At 66.1% G+C, this 18,127-nt stretch carries 21 protein-coding genes and 1 pseudogene; 11 read left to right on the forward strand and 11 right to left on the reverse strand.

The genetic code is table 11. The features are described from left to right. Positions 1 to 804 precede the first annotated feature (804 nt). The 3 genes from ACFZ8E_RS22695 to ACFZ8E_RS22705 form a co-directional block, all read right to left on the reverse strand. On the reverse strand, positions 805 to 1,872 hold the full coding sequence (locus ACFZ8E_RS22695) for a hypothetical protein (RefSeq protein ID WP_405043842.1): 1,068 nt from the start codon (positions 1,870 to 1,872) through the stop codon (positions 805 to 807). 344 nt (positions 1,873 to 2,216) lie between these two features. Then, on the reverse strand, positions 2,217 to 3,014 hold the full coding sequence (locus ACFZ8E_RS22700; protein ID WP_405043843.1) for a hypothetical protein: 798 nt from the start codon (positions 3,012 to 3,014) through the stop codon (positions 2,217 to 2,219). Next, positions 3,014 to 3,532 (reverse strand): hypothetical protein, encoded by a 519-nt coding sequence (locus ACFZ8E_RS22705; RefSeq protein WP_405043844.1) that lies wholly within the window; start codon positions 3,530 to 3,532, stop codon positions 3,014 to 3,016. Before ACFZ8E_RS22705 ends, ACFZ8E_RS22700 begins: the two co-directional genes overlap by 1 nt. A gap of 643 nt (positions 3,533 to 4,175) precedes the next feature. Between ACFZ8E_RS22705 and ACFZ8E_RS22710 the strand changes: the two genes are divergently transcribed. Beyond that, positions 4,176 to 4,784: a plasmid pRiA4b ORF-3 family protein gene (locus ACFZ8E_RS22710; RefSeq protein ID WP_405043845.1), complete on the forward strand. Its 609-nt coding sequence runs from the start codon at positions 4,176 to 4,178 to the stop codon at positions 4,782 to 4,784. A 48-nt stretch (positions 4,785 to 4,832) separates the two neighbouring features. Here ACFZ8E_RS22710 and ACFZ8E_RS22715 read toward each other — a convergent pair whose 3' ends face one another. Beyond that, a complete protein-coding gene (locus tag ACFZ8E_RS22715) occupies positions 4,833 to 5,075 on the reverse strand; it encodes a DUF6894 family protein (RefSeq protein ID WP_405043846.1) in 243 nt (80 codons plus the stop codon). A 231-nt stretch (positions 5,076 to 5,306) separates the two neighbouring features. Here ACFZ8E_RS22715 and ACFZ8E_RS22720 point away from each other — a divergent pair, with 231 nt between their 5' ends. Further along, the gene (locus ACFZ8E_RS22720; RefSeq protein ID WP_405043847.1) at positions 5,307 to 5,666 is read left to right on the forward strand and encodes a hypothetical protein; all 360 of its coding nucleotides are present in this window, start codon (positions 5,307 to 5,309) and stop codon (positions 5,664 to 5,666) included. 329 nt (positions 5,667 to 5,995) lie between these two features. Here ACFZ8E_RS22720 and ACFZ8E_RS22725 read toward each other — a convergent pair whose 3' ends face one another. From ACFZ8E_RS22725 to ACFZ8E_RS22740, 4 genes are all read right to left on the reverse strand, one after another. After that, entirely contained in the window at positions 5,996 to 6,163 is a 168-nt protein-coding gene (locus ACFZ8E_RS22725) for a hypothetical protein (RefSeq protein WP_405043848.1), read from the reverse strand. Between the two features lie 83 nt (positions 6,164 to 6,246). Then, positions 6,247 to 6,876, reverse strand: a complete 630-nt coding sequence (locus ACFZ8E_RS22730; protein ID WP_405043849.1) for a recombinase family protein — start codon at positions 6,874 to 6,876, stop codon at positions 6,247 to 6,249. 489 nt (positions 6,877 to 7,365) lie between these two features. Next, on the reverse strand, positions 7,366 to 7,548 hold the full coding sequence (locus tag ACFZ8E_RS22735; protein ID WP_405043850.1) for a hypothetical protein: 183 nt from the start codon (positions 7,546 to 7,548) through the stop codon (positions 7,366 to 7,368). Between the two features lie 217 nt (positions 7,549 to 7,765). Continuing rightward, on the reverse strand, positions 7,766 to 8,389 hold the full coding sequence (locus tag ACFZ8E_RS22740; protein ID WP_405043851.1) for an ImmA/IrrE family metallo-endopeptidase: 624 nt from the start codon (positions 8,387 to 8,389) through the stop codon (positions 7,766 to 7,768). A gap of 515 nt (positions 8,390 to 8,904) precedes the next feature. Between ACFZ8E_RS22740 and ACFZ8E_RS22745 the strand changes: the two genes are divergently transcribed. From ACFZ8E_RS22745 to ACFZ8E_RS22770, 6 genes are all read left to right on the forward strand, one after another. Further along, a complete protein-coding gene (locus ACFZ8E_RS22745) occupies positions 8,905 to 10,362 on the forward strand; it encodes a helix-turn-helix transcriptional regulator (RefSeq protein WP_405043852.1) in 1,458 nt (485 codons plus the stop codon). A 304-nt stretch (positions 10,363 to 10,666) separates the two neighbouring features. Beyond that, entirely contained in the window at positions 10,667 to 11,011 is a 345-nt protein-coding gene (locus ACFZ8E_RS22750) for a CsbD family protein (RefSeq protein ID WP_243931725.1), read from the forward strand. Positions 11,012 to 11,049: 38 nt separating this feature from the next. Next, positions 11,050 to 11,961 (forward strand): PhnA-like protein, encoded by a 912-nt coding sequence (locus ACFZ8E_RS22755; RefSeq protein ID WP_147859722.1) that lies wholly within the window; start codon positions 11,050 to 11,052, stop codon positions 11,959 to 11,961. Between the two features lie 84 nt (positions 11,962 to 12,045). After that, positions 12,046 to 12,249 (forward strand): CsbD family protein, encoded by a 204-nt coding sequence (locus ACFZ8E_RS22760; RefSeq protein WP_405043853.1) that lies wholly within the window; start codon positions 12,046 to 12,048, stop codon positions 12,247 to 12,249. Between the two features lie 104 nt (positions 12,250 to 12,353). Beyond that, the gene (locus ACFZ8E_RS22765) at positions 12,354 to 12,737 is read left to right on the forward strand and encodes a CsbD family protein (protein ID WP_243947259.1); all 384 of its coding nucleotides are present in this window, start codon (positions 12,354 to 12,356) and stop codon (positions 12,735 to 12,737) included. Positions 12,738 to 12,995: 258 nt separating this feature from the next. Further along, entirely contained in the window at positions 12,996 to 13,508 is a 513-nt protein-coding gene (locus ACFZ8E_RS22770; RefSeq protein WP_243947257.1) for a MarR family winged helix-turn-helix transcriptional regulator, read from the forward strand. A gap of 27 nt (positions 13,509 to 13,535) precedes the next feature. On the opposite strand, the pseudogene ACFZ8E_RS22775 reads toward ACFZ8E_RS22770, so the two are convergent. Then, a pseudogene (locus tag ACFZ8E_RS22775) lies at positions 13,536 to 13,978 on the reverse strand (DMT family transporter). A 134-nt stretch (positions 13,979 to 14,112) separates the two neighbouring features. On the opposite strand from ACFZ8E_RS22775, the gene ACFZ8E_RS22780 reads away from it, so the two are divergent. Together ACFZ8E_RS22780 and ACFZ8E_RS22785 are read left to right on the forward strand one after the other, a co-directional pair. Continuing rightward, positions 14,113 to 14,853 carry a DUF3750 domain-containing protein gene (locus tag ACFZ8E_RS22780; protein ID WP_243931731.1) on the forward strand — a complete coding sequence of 247 codons (741 nt, stop codon included), beginning with the start codon at positions 14,113 to 14,115 and terminating at the stop codon, positions 14,851 to 14,853. A gap of 425 nt (positions 14,854 to 15,278) precedes the next feature. Next, positions 15,279 to 15,542, forward strand: coding sequence for a hypothetical protein (locus ACFZ8E_RS22785; RefSeq protein WP_405043854.1), 264 nt, complete (start codon positions 15,279 to 15,281; stop codon positions 15,540 to 15,542). A 5-nt stretch (positions 15,543 to 15,547) separates the two neighbouring features. On the opposite strand, the gene ACFZ8E_RS22790 is transcribed toward ACFZ8E_RS22785, so the two are convergent. After that, positions 15,548 to 16,075, reverse strand: a complete 528-nt coding sequence (locus tag ACFZ8E_RS22790; protein WP_405043855.1) for a hypothetical protein — start codon at positions 16,073 to 16,075, stop codon at positions 15,548 to 15,550. Between the two features lie 270 nt (positions 16,076 to 16,345). Here ACFZ8E_RS22790 and ACFZ8E_RS22795 point away from each other — a divergent pair, with 270 nt between their 5' ends. Continuing rightward, on the forward strand, positions 16,346 to 16,537 hold the full coding sequence (locus tag ACFZ8E_RS22795) for an ArdC-like ssDNA-binding domain-containing protein (protein WP_405043856.1): 192 nt from the start codon (positions 16,346 to 16,348) through the stop codon (positions 16,535 to 16,537). A 4-nt stretch (positions 16,538 to 16,541) separates the two neighbouring features. On the opposite strand, the gene ACFZ8E_RS22800 is transcribed toward ACFZ8E_RS22795, so the two are convergent. Continuing rightward, positions 16,542 to 17,893, reverse strand: a protein-coding gene (locus ACFZ8E_RS22800; RefSeq protein ID WP_405041759.1) for an IS3-like element ISMex16 family transposase whose coding sequence is annotated in 2 segments (ribosomal slippage) — positions 16,542 to 17,557 and positions 17,557 to 17,893 — 1,353 coding nt in all. Because the reading frame shifts where the segments join, the coding sequence is not laid out codon by codon here. Positions 17,894 to 18,127 lie beyond the last annotated feature (234 nt).

Here is an 18,127-nt window from a genome sequence, read left to right on the forward strand (position 1 = left end):
CCCCCACCCGTCGGCTGGTCCGTCCTCGCCCCTTCACCGCCGCGGAAGCCGCAAGGCCCCATACAGCCTGCTTGAAGACCGCCTCGCGCACCACCGGGTCCGCCCTCAGCCGCTTGCCGGACGCTTCTCAATACGTCGCTGCGGTACCGCTAAGCATCGTTAGCGGCTGAGACCCCCTCTTCCTCCCCACCCTTCTCGCGACCTCCAGGCCTGCCGGTGCTGCTGTCCTCAAGGTGACTGGGAAGTCACCACCTCAAGCCCCTCTCATGACCACCACCCGGCACAGTCCACCCCGCACTAGGGCACCTTCATGCCCGCCACCAAGCCAACTCTTGCCCGTCACCGGGTGGGCTTCTGGTGTCCCTACAGGGTGAGCCTCCACGCCCCGCCCGTAATGGGTGCAGTCCCTCGCCCCCAACCTCCGCGGGTACCTGATGCCCGACTTGGGGGTGCCACCGGGTACCGTGGGTGGGCATGGGGTCGGGCCTTGTGGACCCAAACGGGTCCGGTCGTTCACAGTCTCAGATTCACTGCCGCTAAGGTGGCTGGTTGGTACCTTGTGGTGGGGCCTGCTGGACGCATGAGGCCGGCAGTGGAGGGGGTAGGAGATTGGGGCAATATCACCACCACTGATTGCCCTTAGGGGGCTTAGACTCTGCGTGGTCTCATTCTCCTCGGTCGATCCACTCGGTGCAGCCTTCCAGCAAATGGCAATTAGGATTGAGGCGGCGGGATTGCCCTGTTCCGCTTCGGAAGACCTAGAGGAGAGACACAAGGGCATAAGCAGGGAGCTAAATTGATAAGCTATTGATATTGCTCGCCATAGTCGATGCTCAGGGCCGCGCGAGGTTCGCCCGTGGCGGAGGCAAATGCATTGGCCATTGCGAGGCGTGCTCTCTCTGCTTCGGACCGTGCCACGAGGACGGAGTCATGAAGCGGGAGAGCCGTCACCCCCTGTCGGGCCAAGTCCTCAAGGGCCATCATGAGGATGCTGCTTTCCACGAAGGCGAGGCGGTGCCCGTACCCTGTCCAGAAGCGGTGGGCGATAGGCGCGTGGCGGCGCTCAATGGCAGCCACAACGTCTTTCGTAGCGGTACCGGGAGGGAACTTCGCGCGGGCCTCGGACGGTAGCTGAGTGAGACGCCGCTGCGCGAACAGCATGGCGCTCATTAGGACCTTGAAGCCGGCCCGGTCCGACCCATCCCCGCGGATGTCGTAGAGGTCGTCCTCCGGGATCGGTAGGCTCTCCAGGACGTAGCAGAGGGTTGGGTTGAGCGCCCGGAAATCGACGTTGCAGACCCGCTCGCCTTCGGGGTGCTTGGTCGAGCCAATGCGCAGCAAACGGAAGCGGTCGCCCCGCCTCATCGTTTCCCAGAAGCCACCCCAAAGTCGGCCTCCTTCCATGAAGGTACCGTTGTTGAAGGTCCGCCAGACTGTACGGCGGAGGGGGTCTATCGGGTCGCCATCCTGATCCAACGCCAATGGGCCAGCATCACCCGTGAGCCAGAACGGCGCTGCGGAAAGGATCGCGTTAAGTGCCTTCACCTCTCGGCGGAGCTTCCGGGTATGTGCGGTGTCGCGGTAGTCCATCCTATCGCTCGACGCGGCCCCCTTTGCCTTCGGTGCTTTAAGCACCAGTACGTCTGGCTCATCATCACGTGTGAAGTCGCGCCACGTCACGTCACCGGCAGGGAACAGGGCGAGGAAAGCCGCCGTGGGTCGTACGGTCGAAGGTGCTGACGCGCCGTCTCGGTAGCTGTAGCCCCGCAACAAGTTCTCGATGAGGCCGACCTCGGGCCGTCCCATGAGGTCCAGCGTGTCGAGGAATGGTTGACCGTAGCAGGCGTGCGCATACCGGCCGCCAGCACCCATAAGGCTCCGGTCACGCGGTACGGCTAAAGACCGCCCGAGCGGGTCCATGGTGCTCCAAACCAAGTTGCTCGCGATGGTCGATGCAGCGCACAGGAAGCTGTCAAGGGCGGCCCGATCCCGACGACGGCGGCGAGTGCCGAGAACGGCTTCACGGGCCTCTAGGTGTGCCATGAGGCCCCGCACGGCAGATACCATGCGGGGCGACGAAGGGCGGAGGAGGGGATCGAACCGAAGCCAACTGCGGGGCTCTGCCTCTCCATCGGGCATGGCGCTTTTCGAGGCTCCCATCTTACTCACATGTGCGGCCCGAACTTCCGCCGCCTAATCGCTCGCGCGTGAGTCCATTAGGCCATCGCTGCTGTCCGTTCGCGCTGCCACCGCGGCCGCCAGCCGGGAAGCTGGCTCGTATGAGGACCGTGCCGTTCGCGTTTGAGGCGTCGAATGGTCTCCATGTCCCTGCTGGTCACCAACTCGCACGCTGTCTCCAGCTCCTCTCCCATTACCCGGAGGACCCTGCCGGCTGACTTCGGGTAGACGTGCATCACCAAGGGTGCTGTCGTCCCATCGCTCAATGGAAAGTCCCACCTGCGATGCGTGCCGCTGGCGAGGCGGTGCGCCACCTTCGCGACCTGTACGATGCGATACTCCCGAACTCGGTGGCTCTCGTTGTCATCTTCAATCAGGGCGGCGATTGCGAGGTGGGTCGCTAGCAATCGTTCCGGTTCGACTCCTGCCTCCCGAAGCCGCGCGAAGGCGACCCGGGACCGGAAGGCTGCTGAACGGCCCTTGAGGTCCATTGCGGGCTCAGCCATGCCGGCACCATCAAGGAGACCTCGCAGGCACCGCAGGGCGTGGATGGTGAAAGCGTCGGCCGTGTTCTCTCCAATCCAGCGACGGGCGGTCGCGAGGTAAGGCTTGAGGTCGGCCGCGCGGATCGTGGGCGCGAAGGCGCTACCGTGTCGGGCAACCCGTTGCGAATGGTACTTGCACAGTTCGGCGGAGAGTCCGACCCGAGCGGCTCGCATGGTTGGTCGGTGGCAGCTCGGGATAGTGCATCGCGCGAGATGGTCTTCGGTGTCGGACTCCAAGCGGACCTTGAGTTCGGCCCTGCGTTTGCGGCGGGCCGCGTCGGTGATGGACATCAGTAGTCGAAGCGGCCGAGTAAGAGATCATCGTGCATCTCGAAGAGCGCTCGGAGGTTCGCTTCATAGGCGTCCGCATCAGCTCCGGCCTCGCGACATAGCTCGACGCTGTGCCTGACCGCAGTTTCTCGGGCGTTCTTGGCCGCCTTGCCGGCTCCGCGCTTCTCCAAAAACTCCGGGCGATAGTCTCCGAGGTCGCCCACAGGGTGGACTGCCTGCCGGGGCAGTGCGTCCGCGATGATTCGCGAAACCGGCATCGAGTCCTTCGGGTGCTTCGCGAATGTTATCTTCACGTAGTTGCTGCCGGTGCCGTTCGGGTTAGTCACGATCCCATTGCCGTACCGGGTCAGTTCAACGAGGATGGCAGCGCCGATGAAGGGAAACTTTGAGATGAGCGGCTCGGCGCCATCTACGCGGACAGTGAAGACATCATCCGCGATGTCCAGGTCGGAGCCGGCACTCTCTCCTCCGCGAGCCCAATCGGGGAGTCTTGCAAAGGCTTCGGTGCGATCTGCCATAAGACGATCAGGCGTAATCAAGGGTGTTGATGCAAAGCTCGTGCGGTGCATTTCGAAATGCTTTCGCTTTGGGTGAAACGCGGTTAGCTAATGCTCAAGGAGAGCCGCGGATGCTTTTCGCGCACTGATGAGTTGGGTCTGTAAAGACCGTTCGTCAAGACAATTTAGAAGGCTTACTCCAGTTATTGGTGCAGCAATGTCCTTAGGTAAGGACATCGGAAGCTAACTCCGACATGGGTTTACGGCTGGGATACGCCAGGCGAATTCTCCTAAGACACTGCTTAGATGCGTCGTCCTGCCGCACTAAATTAGCGGCTTTGATCAGGGTGACCGAAGCCGTTGGCTCAGTAGAGCCATAGCAGAGCAAGCCTTGGAGCGGCCCCCCGGCACCCTGCGTTCCTGGCCGTCCGACAACGACCAGACGAAGACCTCGACCACCATGCCCTGGGCTACTACGCGCCAGCCAAAGGGATCAGCCGGGAGGCCTATCCGTATGCAGAGGGCACCGAGGCCCACGCGCAGTGAGTCGCTGGGTATGATGCGGCGGTGAAGGAGAGGGAGGCCGGCAAGGCGGGGTGAGCCCGATGGTTGCCGTGGCCCCTTCCGGGATTGCACCCAGCAACCCCCGCGGTAACCTCGGACCATGCCCGAGCTGAGTCGCATCGCCCGCCTTCGCATCACGCTAGACGACACCGAGCCCACCATTTGGCGGATTGTCGAGGTGCCTCTCACCGCGAGCCTCAAGCTCCTTCACGAGGTGATCCAGGCGGCGATGCCCTTCCAGGACTACCACCTGTTCCAATTCCAAGAGGGGCTGGTCCGCTACGCCATCCCGGACCCGGAGTGGCCAGACGGGAACACCCGAAGCGCCAAGACCACGAAGCTCGGGGCGCTCGTTGATCGGGGCACCACCGCCTTCGCCTATACCTACGACTTCGGGGACAACTGGCAGCACACCATCGCGGTCGAGCTGGTCGGCCTGGCTGACCCCGCAGTCGCCTACCCGCGCTTCCTCGACGGGGCGAGGCGGGCACCTCCCGAGGACGTGGGCGGCATGATGGGCTTCGAGGAATTTCTTGAGGCAGTCACCAAGCCTCGGCACCGAGAGCGCAAACGGATGCTCGAATGGTACGGCGGCCCGTTCGATCCCGAGGTGCTGGACCGGGAGACCATCGAGGCCGGCATGACGAAGTTGGCCCGGCGCCGCGCCATCGGGCAAGCAGCGTTCGCGAAGAGCCGAGGTCGGCTGTGAAGTCCCTGAGGGGATGAGGGCGTAGAGGGAAAGCGGGCGGCGAAGCCACTAAGCCGTTTCAAGCTCTTCGATAGCAAGCGTAAGCCGTGCCCGCATGATTATGGTTCCGGCCTGATCTCGAACGCTCGCCAAGAATATTTGACCGTCTGATGTTGTGTCCAGCAGCTCAGAGAATCGCTTCAAAACATGACCCAACTTCTCTCGCGCCGCTCCTGCGTCTGGTAAATCAAAGCCTTTCTTGTCGCGCACGAAATTAGTACCGTCATGAAGGTCGATATAGAACAGCGGCATCTTAAGCGCCTAAGCCTGAGAATGGTAATAAGGCTAAGTACTGCCTGCGGACTCGTTTTGCGATAGCGCCACGCTTGCATGTTGCATGCCGCCTACCCTTCATCCCGTGAGCTGGTCCCGCCCACCTTTCTCAGGATGTCCCGGCGCTGTGCTGTTGAGTAAGGCGGTACCTGATGGCCCGACCGTTGCCTCCGCCTCAGTCTCGCCAAGGCAACCGGGCACCATCCCCTCATGATGAAGACCTCCCGCATTCTCAGCTGGCTGCTCCTGGCGGGAGTTGTCTTCGCGACGCTCGCGCCCATCGGCCTTCGGCCCATCAGCGATGCCCCGGTCTCCGTCGAGCGGTTTGGCTCCTACGCGGTGGTGAGCTTCTTGTTCGCCCTCGGATACCCGAACCGCCGTTGGCAGATCGTGGGAGGGCTGATCGCGCTTGCTGGTGCCATGGAAGCGATGCAGAACCTCGAGCTAACCCGGCATGGTCGCTTCGGGGACTTCGCGGTCAAGGCTATTGGATGTTGGTTCGGGGTGATGGTTGCCGTCGTCCTCGCCTTCATCCCGGCGAGCATGGCGAAGGCCGAGGGACGCCTTTAAGCTCGTCCCACTGCGTCGCATCTTATTCCTTGATGAGAGCAGGCTCACTCAACGCGACGCCCCTAGTCTACCGCTATCGCCTCCGACGAATGATCCCACTCAATGCGTGGGTGTCTGACTCGCGGGCGGGGCAAATGGATGACAACAAGGCCCGCGCTTCCAGCGACCGCGACAAGCTCACAGCACCAGAATACCACGTCGAGCATGGTCGTTGCCCTTCTACAAGCTCCCAAGATATGCGTGGCCGAACATGGTTAACATTTCGTTTCTGTGAGGGGGAGGCGTCAGCATAGCTTGCCCACAGTCTCTGCCGCGAGTGGCTCTGACCGTTAGTCTTCCCAGAGCAGGCCATTCTCCTGAGCCAAGGCCGCTGCCTCGCCGCGCTTAGCGAGCGCCTGGATGGCATGACGCCGGCTCAAGGTACGGAACAGTTCGCCAGCCCCGCACGAGGCCTGCCGGTCCATATAGGCCGCGAGGTTGGCATAGTGGCTGGCCATCAGCTCGTCGGCTGCGGCGGCAACGCGGAGGGCCGAGACCGCTAATCTCGCGGCGGACCATGGCCGTTCTGGTGCATCCATCCCTACGACCATCGTGCTAATGCAGCTTCCGACCCTACAGGGTTGTCGCGGATGCGGTAGATGGCTTGTCGAGTAAGGCCGGTAACAGCGGCGATATCGCTCACGCCCTCACCCATGCTCAGAGCCTCCGTAACGGCATCGAACTGCGCCCGCGTGAAGCTGGGCTTGCGGCCTCGGTAGGCGTCCTCACGGCCCTTGGCGTGGTCGATGCCGGCCCTTTGCGCTTCCTTGGTCGCCTCCGCCTGGGCCTGCGCCGTGGCGGCCATGAAGCCGATGAGCGCATCCCGCACGGCTTGCTGCATCGGGTCCTTAGTGGCCCCGTCGAAGGTGAGGCCGTTGATGACGGTGCGGACGATGACGCCCCGGCGCATCAACTCCCGGATGGTGTCGCACACGTCCGCGTAGTTGCGGCCTAGGCGGTCCACCCAGCGGACCACGAGGGTATCCCCGCGGCGAAGCATGTCGAAGAGCCTGCGGCCCTGAGGGCGATCCTTGAGGCTGGTGGTGAGGCCTGACACCCCCTCGTCCGCGACCACCTCGTCTACCTCGAAGCCGGCCGCCTCGGCCTGGGTCCGCTGGTGGGTGATGGTCTGATCGGTGGTCGAGACCCGGGCGTAGAGGATGGTCTGCATAGGAGCGGCACTTGTCCGAAAGGATGTTGTCCGCAGAATCAGCTGTCCGTTGACCGATGTCAACCCTTACGGACGGCCTACCGGACAACCTCGGTGGCGTACGCTGCGGTATACCCTTTCGGACAAGCCACGGAACGCCGTGGCGTATAACCGGCTAAAAGCCTTTGAACTGAAACTTAGCATTTGATTGCTTGATGCAACCTGCGCTAGAAAGGCCCAACGCGGGGTTGCTGAATGTTGAAAGACCATTTGGTAGTGCACGTTCCACAAGGGCCGGTAACGTTTCGCGGGCGAGGTGATGGCTCGCTTACGGGCTTCAAGCTGACATTGAGGGTCTGCCCACACTGCTCCCAGCGCAATGCTCAACAGACGGAAGCAAAAGGCTACTGCCAGTGGTGCGCCTACGTCCCGTTGCTTTGTGATGCCGAGCCCGCAAAAGCGGCCTGAGGCGGGCAGCCAAAGCTAATCGCAGTCGCGGCCGACACCGGATCACACTCGGGCCTTCGGCTTGGCCTTGCGCTTCCGTGCGGGCTTCTTCCCTGTGGCGGCCTTTGTCATCTCGGCAAGTGCCAACTGCTGTTGCCGTCGAACGATGGACGTAGCCGTTCCCATCCACCAGCCGGCCGCGCGATTAGCGCCAGACAGCCAGAGGCTCAATGCGGGGTTCTTCATGGCCAACCTCGTGCGGGCCGCCGTGGCCTTCCTGACTGGGTAACGCGCGGGAGACTTGGAAGTGGCGGAGGCCCGGGCGCCGGCTGCGCGAGGGTGGCACGAGGCCGGCGGGAGGGGCCATCGCGCTCGCGCCCGAGGGAGGCCGGGCGGAGGGGTACGGGGGAAACTCTGCCGCTGCGTTTCAGGTGTGAGGTGTCGCGCGAGTGACCCCTAGGTTTTAGTCCGGCAGTACCGTTGTAACCTTCTCGCCCCGCTCTTTGGCGGCCCGCAGGAAATCAACGACTCCCGGTGGCAACTCCCGCATCTGACCCGTTGCCCGCCGGGCAAGCTTCGCTACCTCCTCTTGCCGGATCGCAGCGGCCTCCAGGCTAAGACCAAACCGCGAGCTTATGGACTCGACAGTCTCGCTTGCCCCCACGAGATATGCTGGCGCTAAGAAAATCGCGGCGAAGCGCCTAGCCTCAAACTCTTCTTGCTTCACTGCCGATACAAACTTTTCAGCAGCGTTTTTAACGAGGCTTCGATTTCGCACTCCGCTATGCCCAAGTGCGAAGTGGCCGAGTTCATGTGCTGCGGTCATACGAGCGCGTGGGTGCTCTGCAATAACGCCTTGATAGACGCTCTCCCGCAGGGTCATTAGCCCTTGTGCTGCGTCCCATTGGGCTTCGGCATCCGGCAGCTTAAAGTCGGTCAACCGTTCGAACCGGAAGCAAGCACTCAACACCTGGAGCTTCTGCAACACGGCCATCATGTCGATCGGCGTGTCACGCTCGAAGCCCAACCTCATGCGGAGGCGTTTGGCGATTTCCTCGATCTCGTCGTCCGTGCGATACCGCGACATGTGGTGGTCTCCGATTGAGTTATACGCTACATGTTGCATGCGGCCCCCGCAATGGGCTGATTCCAAGAGACGCCGAGGTTCCGTGTGGGCACACCATGACTGTGGGGATGCGCCTTGGCGTCTCCTGTCACGGCTCGGAAAGGATGACGTGGACTACCTGGGTCCGTGGTGCGACTTGCCTGTAAGCTACCCCGGTCCTACACTCCGCGTTCGTACGGCGCCTGCATCTCACTGATTTAATTGCAGATTTTTAGCTTGTCGCGCCACCCTGCCGGGGACGCCACGCATTCCACCTGATGCGACGCGGCCGATCGCGGGACGATCGGCCGGTCCGCAACGGACGCTGCCGACGCGTTGGATCGATCACGGGGACCCTGCACCAGGCCGGGTCACTAACGTGGCGTGACGATCGTACCAGTGAAAACAATCGAGACCGGGAACCAGTTGCATTCGCAACTGTTGCTGCCGGGATCGTCCAACCCTGGGTCGATCCCTTGGTAGGACGTGCCCCACCCGTGACCGCAGGCGTCGACAGATCGGAACTCCGGCAGATCATCGCCGGCCTGACCGAAGGGGTGATCCTCGTCGAGCCTGATCAGCGCATCGTCTGGGCGAACGAGGCCGCGCTCGCCATGCACGGGGCCGAGAGCCTCGCCGAGCTCGGCGCGACGGTGGACGAGTACCGGGCCCGGTTCTCCCTGCGCTACCGCAACAACCGCCCGCCGGACCAGTACCCGATCGAGCGGGTGGTGCGCGGCGAGACCTTCCACGACGTCATCGTCGACGTGCGCCGCACCGACCGGCCGGACGTCGACTTCGTCCATTCGCTCCGCAGCATCGTCGCGACCGACACGTCCGGGACGCCGAGCTGCCTCGCGCTGATCCTCCAGAACGTGACCCCGCAATTCGAGGCGGAGGAGCGGTTCGAGAAGACCTTCAACGCCAACCCGGCCCCGGCGGTGATCACCCGCCTGTCCGACCTGCGTCACGTCAAGGTCAACACCGGCTTCCTCGAGATGACCGGCTACACCCGCGACGCCGTGATCGGGCGCAGCGTCTACGAGGTCGACGTGCTCGCCGGCGCGCGCAGCCGCGACCTCGCGATCGCCCGCCTCAACGCCGGCACCACGGTCCCGCAGATGGAGGCCTGCCTCGGGCTGCCGGACGGCGGCACACGGTTCGTGATCGTCGCCGGCCAGCCGATGGAGCTGGGCGACGAGCCGTGCATGCTGTTCACCTTCGCCGACCTCGAGCTGCGCAAGAAGGCCGAGACGGCGCTGCGCCAGAGCGAGGAGCGCTTCGCCAAGGCGTTCCAGCTCACGCCCGTGCCGACCATGCTGTGCCGGGCCGACGGCTTCGCGGTCACCGGCATCAACGAGGCCTTCACCCGGGTGTTCGGCTACGGCCAGGACAAGGTCGTCGGCCGCACGCCGGAGGAGATCGGTCTCTGGACCAAGGATGCGGCCCGCCAGCGCTTCGAATCCGCGGTGATCCGCACCGGCTCCGTCCTCGGGCTGGAGACCTGCCTGCACGCCCAGGAGGCCGGAGACCTCGATTGCCTCGTCTCCGCCGAGCGCGTCACCATCAACGACGAGGCGTTCGTGCTGGCGGTGCTGCAGGACATCACCGAGCGCAAGCGCTCCGAGCGCGACCTGTTCGTCGCGATCGAGGCGGTGATGGCCGACACCTCCTGGTTCAGCCGCGGCCTGATCGAGAAGCTCGCGAGCCTGCGCCACCCGGGCGAGGCGAGCGCCGAGGATCCGACCCTCAGCCTCACGGTGCGCGAGCGCCAGATGCTCGGTCTGGTCTGCGCAGGGCTGAGCGACGATGCCATCGCCAAGCGGCTGAACCTGTCGCGCAACACCGTCCGCAACCACACCGCCGCGCTCTACCGCAAGCTCGGCCTGCACAAGCGCTCGGAGGTGATCGTGTGGGCGCGCGAGCACGGCCTGCCGGCGACCATCCCAATATGAATAAATCAGAATACCAGTAGTTTTATACCATTGCCTGTTCGATGGGTGTCACCATCTCCAAAGGATAAAGGCCAGACCAACAAGAACAGGGGCAGCAACCCGCCGCATCGAACCGCAAGCGATCTGTGCGGATCGCGCCGTCAGCTCGATCGGGCAGCCGCCGGCGACCTGCGCGCCGCGGCCGAGATCGAAGCGAACACGAGTTTTTCGAAGTCCGACGCGACGTCCGGGTCCACGCGCATGCCGTAGCCCGGGCGACACGTCGCACACGTCTCCCACACCTCGAAGCAACAGGACGAGCATCATGGTCGATACGGATCGCGTCACGGGCGCAGCGAAAGAATTTGCGGGCAAGGCACAGGGCGCCGTCGGCGATCTCGTCGGATCGCGGAACGACTCGGTCGAGGGCCGCTTCCGCGAAGCCCAGGGGTCGGCCGAGAACCTCTACGGCCAGGCCAAGGACGCCGTCCGGCACGTCGCCGGCGAAGCCTCGGACTACGCCGAGGACGCCTACGAGAACAGCGGCCACTACCTCCGCCAGGGCCGTCGCGCCGTCAGCCACCAGGTCGAGGAAAGCCCCTTCGTCGCCCTGATGATCGCCGGAGCCGTCGGCTACGGCCTCGCCCTCCTCATCCATTCCCGCCGCTGACAGCCCTCGTCGTCGCGTCAAGTCTTTCGGAGCATACCGTGGCCACATCGTCCAACATTTCCGCCGCCCCCGTCGCGGCGAGCGCAGCCTCCACCGTCCACCTGCACCAGGCGTCCTGGGGCGCGATCTTCGCCGGCGCCGTCCTGGCGCTGGTGGTGCAGGTCATCCTGAACATGGTCGGCGTCGGCGTCGGCCTGTCCAGCGTCGGCTATCCCGCCGGTGACAACCCCGCCGCCTCGACCCTGTCGATGGGCGCCGGCGTCTGGTTCGTCGTGTCCGGCATCGTTGCGGCCCTCGTCGGCGGCTTCCTCGCCGGTCGCCTCTCGGGCAAGCCCGTCGCCGCCACCGCCGGCTATCACGGCCTCGTCTCCTGGGCGGTGAGCACCCTCGTCGTGCTGTACCTGCTCAGCTCCGCCGTCGGCGGCCTCGTCGGCGGCGCGTTCGGCGCGGTGACCAGCACCCTCGGCGGCGCCGGCTCGCTCGTCGGCGGCACCGTGCAGACGGCCGCCCAGGCCGCGGCGCCCTCGCTGTCCAAGATCTCGAACCCGCTCGACGGGATCGAGAACACGGTGCGCCAGCAGGCGGCCGGCCAGGACCCGCAGGCCCTGCGCGATGCCGCCGCCTCGGCGGTCCGCGCCCTGCTCTCGGGCGACCCGGCCCAGAAGGCCCAGGCCGAGAACCGCGCCGCCGACGCGCTGGCCAAGGCCCAGGGCATCCCGACCGACCAGGCCAAGACGCAGATCCAGGACTACGAGAAGCAGTACGACGCCGCCGTCGCCGACGCCAAGCAGAAGGCCAAGGTCGCGGCCGAGGCCGCCCGCAGCGCGGCCACGCAGGGCGCGTTCTACGGCGCCCTCGCGCTGATCCTCGGCGCGCTCGCCGGCTTCCTCGGCGGCCGCTTCGGCGCCGTCAACCCGGCGCTGGCCTACGGCACCACCCGTCGCGCCTGACCCCTCCGGCCCCGGCACGCCGGGGCCGACCTCCCGCCGGTCGGATCGGCCGGTTCCCATGACATCGCACAAGGAGCGTTTTCGATGAGCAGCACCACCGACAAGATCAAGGGCCTGGCCAACGAGGCCGTCGCCAACGTCAAGCAGGGCGTCGGCAACGTCACCGGCAACGACAAGCTCGTCGCCGAGGGCAAGGCGCAGGAGTTGAAGGGCGAAGCCCAGAAGACCGTCGGCGACGCCAAGGACGGCGCCCAGAACCTGGCCGACAAGGTGAAGAGCAAGTTCTGAGCGAAGCCCGCGTCCCGAGGGACGCGCGCCTTGCCGATCCGACGATGCGGGACGGCGGCCGATGCCGTCCCGCACCTTTCCACCCGAACCGACGGATGCCGACCATGAACCGCGACGAATACCGGGGCGCCAAGCGCCACCTCAAGGGCCGCGCCCAATCCACCCTCGGCGGCATCACCGGCGAGGCCGGGCGCCAGGTCCGCGGCGCGGTCGATCAGGTCGCCGGCGGCGCGCAGTACGCCTACGGCCGCGCCCGCGACCGGGCCGAGGACGTGATCGAGGACGGAACCCACCTCGCCCGCGAAGCCCGCCGCCGCGGAGAGAGCCTCATCGACGACGGCAGCCGCTACGCGCGCGACGCACGCCGCCGCAGCGAGACCTATGGCCGCCAGGCCCTCGGCTATGCCGACGAGAACCGCGCCACCACCCTCCTCGCGCTCGCCGCGGTGGCCTTCGCCGCCGGTTGGCTGCTCCGCCCGGCGCGCTGACCGCCAGAGACAGGACAGATTCCATGATCCGCAAGCTCCTCACCGCCTTCATCGTGCCGAAGCTGATCGCCTATGTCGGCCGCCGCTTCGGCGGGGGCGCCGGGCGCCGTCCGCGCTGACCCCTTCCGGGCTCCGAAGCTTCGGCATCCGGCCGTATCCCGCGACGGGACTGACGGCCGGAGTCGAATCCCGCTATACGCATGCAAGTGCCGGTAATTGCGGGCAGCCGGGCCAGCCGGCCGGGGCGCGAGGCGAACGATGGCGAAGGGCACGCGAGCCCGCACCGACGCGACGACCGGCTGCGCCATCGCCTCGCGGAGCCGGTGCAGCAACGCGGCGCTGCGCAGGGCAACCCGAAACATCGGGCAGCTCTACGACGAGGTGCTGGCGCCCGGCGGCCTGCGAACGACCCAGCACAGCCTCCTCGTCACCGTCCGCGCGATGGGAAGCCCGACCATGGGGCAGCTCGCCGAGGCGATGGTGATGGACCTGTCCGGCCTCGGCCACACCCTGAAGCCGCTGGCCCGGGACGGCTATCTCCGCCTCGTCCCGGACGCGGCCGACCGCCGCGTCCGCCGCGTGGCGCTGACCGACCTCGGCGCGGCCAAGCTGGAGCAGACGATCCCGCTCTGGCAGGACGCCCAGGCGCGCTTCGAGGCGGCTTTCGGGCAGGCGCGCACCGAGGCCCTGCGCGACATCCTCAGCGCGCTGGCGACGCCAGGGTTTCGCGAGGCTTTTGCGGGCGGCAAGGCGCGCGACGACGCGGGCTGATCCTGCGCCCGCTGCCTGCGCACCGGTTCAGAACAGGGCGACGAGGGCGCCCCCCCGATCATCAGGACGCCGCCGAGGATCCGCCACGGCGTCGCCGGATGCACCGCGAAGCCGACCCAGCCGAAGTGATCGAGCAGGACCGAGGCGACGACGCCGGCCGTCACCAGCAGGCCGAGGAAGGCGCCGGCGCCGATCTGGCGCGCGACGAGCAGCTGCGCGATGACGATGCCGCCGCCGAACACGCCGCCGAACCATCCCCACCACGGGACGGTGGCCAGGTCTTCGGACGACGGCCAGGCGAGCCGGCCGGTGACGAGCCCGACGACGAGAACGGTGGTCGCCGTGCAGATCCCGACGACGAGCCCGGCGGTGAGCGGCTGCGAGAAGCCCTTGGCCAGGGCCGCGTTCTGGCCCGGCTGGATCGCGTTGGCGATGCCCGCGATCAGGACGACGCCGTAGAGGTACCACATGCGGAAATCCTAGGCCGAAGGGCAACCGACGGAGGGGCAACGGGGCACGGGCGGCCGAGGCGCGATGACGCCGCACCGCTCTGCCAACCGCCCGGCGAGGTTCCTAGATCCGAGACACCCCGCCCCGCCTGGACATGACCCGCTTGCTCCGAATCGCTCTTCTCGTCTTCGTGATCGTGTTCCTCGCGCCGATCGCGGTGTCGGCGGCCCTGTACTACCTGCGGAACGACATCGCCGACTGGCGCACCGCCGACCGCTCGAGCGCCGGGCTGCTCCGGCCGGCCGCCCAAAACCCCGAGGCCGTGGTGCGGGTGTTCTCGGCCCGCACGGTGAGCTGGCGCGGCATCATCGCGAGCCACAGCTGGATCGTGGTGAAGGGCGCCGGCGACCGCGCCTACAAGCGGTTCGACTACACCGCCTGGGGCATGCCGATCTGGGTCGACCGGTTCGTGCCGGACGGGCGCTGGTTCGGCAGCACGCCGGAGCTGGTCTTCGCCGCCGACGGCGCCGAGGCGGAGCGGATGCTGCCGCGCATCCGCGAGACCATCGCCAACTACCGCTACGCGAAGCTCGGCGACTACCACCTCTGGCCCGGGCCGAACTCGAACACCTTCGTGGCGGCGGTGATGAGCTCCGTCCCGGAGATGCGCGCGAGCCTGCCGGCGACGGCGATCGGCAAGGATTTTCCCTATGACGGCCGCTGGGCCGGCCCGACGCCCTCGGGCACCGGCTTCCGGATCAATCTCGGCGGCTATCTCGGGCTGACGGTCGGCTGGGTCGAGGGCCTCGAGGTCAACATCCTCGGCGCGGTCGCCGGCCTCGACATCCGCCGTCCCGGCCTCAAGCTGCCGGGCCTCGGCCGCCTCGGCGTCTGAAGCCTCGCGCGATTCGACGCGGCGCGCGGAACCGGGTTTCGACCGGGCGCCCGCACGAAAAGCGGGTCACGACCGGATGGCAGGTTCGGTGGGAAGCAGTAGGAGACTGCGAACCCTCGGGAAATTTGGTCGGAGTGGCAGGATTTGAACCTGCGACCCCCACGTCCCGAACGGGGGCGCGGACCGCAGGCACTCCCTCTGTAGAGCCCATTTCCGTAGGGGGCCAGCCCCCTTCTCGTTCACCGCCGTTCGCCCCGAAACGCGCCCGTTCACGACCAATGTTTGGTCGATGTTTGGTCGGGACGCGCTTTGTTCGCATCCCCGGCGTGTCCCGTTCCAGGCCACGCCGGGGGCGGTCATCAAGTGACTTGATGGCATCGCCCGGGCGCCGGCGGCATCATGCCGGGGACCCAGGGAGACCCCGCATGACCACCACCATCGAGTCCTTCGACGACGTCGTCATCCGCGACGTGCTGATCACCGGCACCGTCGAGGTCACCACCGACGCCGACGGTCGCCGCATCGCCGGAGAGATCGAGCGAGGCCTGTGCCTCGACGTCTGGAACGTCGGGTTCCCGACGCCCTGCGACAGCTTCATGCGGAGCGACGCGGAGATCCGTGCGGCGCTGGAGGCCAGGTGGGCGCGCGCCGAGGGCGTCGTCCCATTCCGCCGGAGGGCGGCCGCCTGAGCCGATCAGGCCGCGCCCCGCTTCGCCCGGGCCTTGTCCTCCAGCATCATCGCGATCACGACCGGGCAATCCGGCCCCATCGGAGCGGCGCCGTCACGACCGAGATCCCGGACGCGGATGAGGAGCGAGTCCGTTCGTGGGCCGCCCAGCGAGCCGATCTTTGCCAGCCATCCCAGGGTGCCCTCCCGTTTCAGCCGTGCCTTGAGCACGCCGTGGAGCCACTCGTGCGGCAGTTCCGGGATGACCATGGTGGCGCGGTAGAGCCGGTCGAGGCGGGCCTGCATCTTGTCGCGCTCGGCGGTCGCAGCGGCCAGGGCTGCAACCCCTTTTGCCGGGCGTGCGTCGGCCTCGATGCCGGCGAGGACAGCCTCGATCTCCTCTACGAGTTCGACCTGGGGCTTCAGGGTCGCCTGCAGCCTGAGGATCGCGTTGGCGGTTCGCACGTGGTCCGGTGTCATGCGCATGCCCTCCCGCAGGACGGCACCGTGCCGGATCGCGGTTACGCACCCCTTGCCGTCGGCGTGGTTGTCCACCGTGGGTTGGTCTGGGAGCGAGGTTGCCGCCCTCGCGTTTGTCCCGGATCGGGGACTCGTCGCCACCGCCCTGGACGGGACGGGCCAGGACCTCCCCCGGCGCGCTCCGTTCGGCCTCTCGAATTGGGGGGTCATACGCCAGCCGGGGCTATTCCCCTCAACCCCTGTCGGGGTCCTCCACTCCGTTCCGGCGCTGGCGCGTGCGGGTCGCCCTCGGCCGTCTCCGGGCCCTCCCATCGAGGCCGCATCGGGCGGCCGAGGGAGAGCACCATGGCCCAGAACATCCACCGGATCGTCACCGACAAGATCATCGAGACCATGGAAGCCGGCGAGGCCGGACAGTGGACCTGCCCCTGGCACCGCACCGGCGGAGGCATCCCCCGCAACGCCCTTGTCCGTCGTCAGATGATTTGGGACATTCAGCGGTGTTCAGGAGCGGAGGCTCTGGTTCATCTGGGGTAAGAGGTTAGGCAGCCTGCGCGTGGTGGCGCAAGCGGCGATCCATCAGGGTCTGGCGCTTGATGCGTTCCCGCTCGGCCAGGATCCCTTCGCCGCGTCCGAAGTAGACGTCGGCGGGCGTGAGGTTGCTCAGGCTCTCATGGGCTCGGGCATGGTTGTAGTGTTCGACGAAGTCGGCAACCTGCGTCTCCAACTCGCCGGGCAAGTACGCGTGTTCGAGCAGGATGCGGTTCTTGAGTGTCTGATGCCAACGCTCGATCTTGCCCTGCGTTTGCGGATGGCATGGCGCACCGCGGATGTGGGTCATGCCCCGAATGCCGAGCCAGTCAGCCAGGTCGCTGGCGACGTAGCTTGGACCGTTGTCGGAGAGCAGGCGTGGCCGCGGCATCACCCGCGCCTGATCGAGCCCAGCCGCACCCAGCGCCAGGTCGAGCGTGGCGGTGACGTCGCTGGCCTGCATCGTCGTGCACAGCTTCCAGGCGACGATGTAGCGTGAGAAGTCGTCCAGGACCGTCGACAGGTAGTACCAGCCCCAGCCAACGACCTTCAAGTAGGTGAAGTCCGTCTGCCAAAGCTGGTTGGGCGCGGTGGTTTTATCGCGGAACTCGTCGGCGGCCTTGATGACGATATAGGCCGGGCTGGTGATCAGGTTCTGAGACTTGAGCAACCGGTAGACGGTCGCTTCCGAGACGAAGTAGCGCCGCTCGTCGGTGAAGCGCACCGCCAGCTCACGCGGACTGAGTTCAGGCTGCTCCAGAGCCAAGGCAACGATCTGCTCGCGGATCTCTGCAGGTAGACGGTTCCAGACCCGGCTCGGCTGCGAAGGATGGTCATTCAACGCCTCGGGGCCGCCGCGCTGGTAGGCGTCGTACCAGCGGTAGAACGTCGAGCGCGTGATGCCGAGCTTGTCCAGGGTGGCACGCACCGGCAGGTGGGATTGCTCGACCAGCCGGATGATCTCCAGCTTCTCGGGGGCCGGGTACCTCATGCCTCGTCGCCCCCAGCCCCGCTCATGCTTTTTTTAAGCAAACGGTTCTCCAGGACGAGATCAGCTACGACCTCCTTCAGCGCCCCCGCTTCGCGACGGAGATCCCGCACCTCATCCGTGGTGGCCGCACGAGACGTGTCACCGGACAGGCGCTTCTTGCCAGCCTCCAGGAACTCCTTGGACCAGCCGTAGTACATCGAGGCGGCAATCCCCTCACGTCGGCACAACTCCGCGATGCTGTCCTCGCCACGCAAGCCTTCCAGCACCACACGGATCTTCTCCTCGGACGAGAACTGCCGACGTGTGGCCCGACGGATGTCCTTGATCACCGCTTCTGCCGGCTTCTTGGCCGGTCCGGATGTCTGCTTCATCTTCGCTCCTCAGGGGCTACGATGAACCAGCCAGCCTCCGTTCGTGAAGACCCTCATTCTGTCCCACAGGTGCTGACGTCGGACACCCAGGGCGGGTTCGGAAGGACCGGTCGGCTTGTTCTCGCGGGGTTCGACCGGGTTCAGAAAATCGACGATTCTGTCCCGGAAACGGAGCCCTTTCAGTTCGGCCCGGACTATAGCATGCTCTAAGGCACGGGAGATTGGGGAGGCTCT

The sequence above is a fragment of the Methylobacterium sp. HMF5984 genome, from assembly GCF_045033435.1.
In the GTDB taxonomy this organism is placed as follows: Bacteria; Pseudomonadota; Alphaproteobacteria; order Rhizobiales; family Beijerinckiaceae; genus Methylobacterium.

What these genes read in the sequence shown, in the direction of transcription:
- ACFZ8E_RS22780 (WP_243931731.1), top strand. Translation starts at nt 14,113, where the DNA reads ATGACCCGCTTGCTCCGAATCGCTCTTCTCGTCTTCGTGATCGTGTTC.
- ACFZ8E_RS22750 (WP_243931725.1), top strand. Translation starts at nt 10,667, where the DNA reads ATGGTCGATACGGATCGCGTCACGGGCGCAGCGAAAGAATTTGCGGGC.
- ACFZ8E_RS22765 (WP_243947259.1), top strand. Translation starts at nt 12,354, where the DNA reads ATGAACCGCGACGAATACCGGGGCGCCAAGCGCCACCTCAAGGGCCGC.
- ACFZ8E_RS22770 (WP_243947257.1), top strand. Translation starts at nt 12,996, where the DNA reads ATGGCGAAGGGCACGCGAGCCCGCACCGACGCGACGACCGGCTGCGCC.
- ACFZ8E_RS22740 (WP_405043851.1), bottom strand. Translation starts at nt 8,389, where the DNA reads ATGTCGCGGTATCGCACGGACGACGAGATCGAGGAAATCGCCAAACGC.
- ACFZ8E_RS22695 (WP_405043842.1), bottom strand. Translation starts at nt 1,872, where the DNA reads ATGGGTGCTGGCGGCCGGTATGCGCACGCCTGCTACGGTCAACCATTC.
- ACFZ8E_RS22785 (WP_405043854.1), top strand. Translation starts at nt 15,279, where the DNA reads ATGACCACCACCATCGAGTCCTTCGACGACGTCGTCATCCGCGACGTG.
- ACFZ8E_RS22720 (WP_405043847.1), top strand. Translation starts at nt 5,307, where the DNA reads ATGATGAAGACCTCCCGCATTCTCAGCTGGCTGCTCCTGGCGGGAGTT.
- ACFZ8E_RS22730 (WP_405043849.1), bottom strand. Translation starts at nt 6,876, where the DNA reads ATGCAGACCATCCTCTACGCCCGGGTCTCGACCACCGATCAGACCATC.
- ACFZ8E_RS22725 (WP_405043848.1), bottom strand. Translation starts at nt 6,163, where the DNA reads ATGGCCAGCCACTATGCCAACCTCGCGGCCTATATGGACCGGCAGGCC.
- ACFZ8E_RS22705 (WP_405043844.1), bottom strand. Translation starts at nt 3,532, where the DNA reads ATGGCAGATCGCACCGAAGCCTTTGCAAGACTCCCCGATTGGGCTCGC.
- ACFZ8E_RS22700 (WP_405043843.1), bottom strand. Translation starts at nt 3,014, where the DNA reads ATGTCCATCACCGACGCGGCCCGCCGCAAACGCAGGGCCGAACTCAAG.
- ACFZ8E_RS22710 (WP_405043845.1), top strand. Translation starts at nt 4,176, where the DNA reads ATGCCCGAGCTGAGTCGCATCGCCCGCCTTCGCATCACGCTAGACGAC.
- ACFZ8E_RS22735 (WP_405043850.1), bottom strand. Translation starts at nt 7,548, where the DNA reads ATGAAGAACCCCGCATTGAGCCTCTGGCTGTCTGGCGCTAATCGCGCG.
- ACFZ8E_RS22795 (WP_405043856.1), top strand. Translation starts at nt 16,346, where the DNA reads ATGGCCCAGAACATCCACCGGATCGTCACCGACAAGATCATCGAGACC.
- ACFZ8E_RS22760 (WP_405043853.1), top strand. Translation starts at nt 12,046, where the DNA reads ATGAGCAGCACCACCGACAAGATCAAGGGCCTGGCCAACGAGGCCGTC.
- ACFZ8E_RS22715 (WP_405043846.1), bottom strand. Translation starts at nt 5,075, where the DNA reads ATGCCGCTGTTCTATATCGACCTTCATGACGGTACTAATTTCGTGCGC.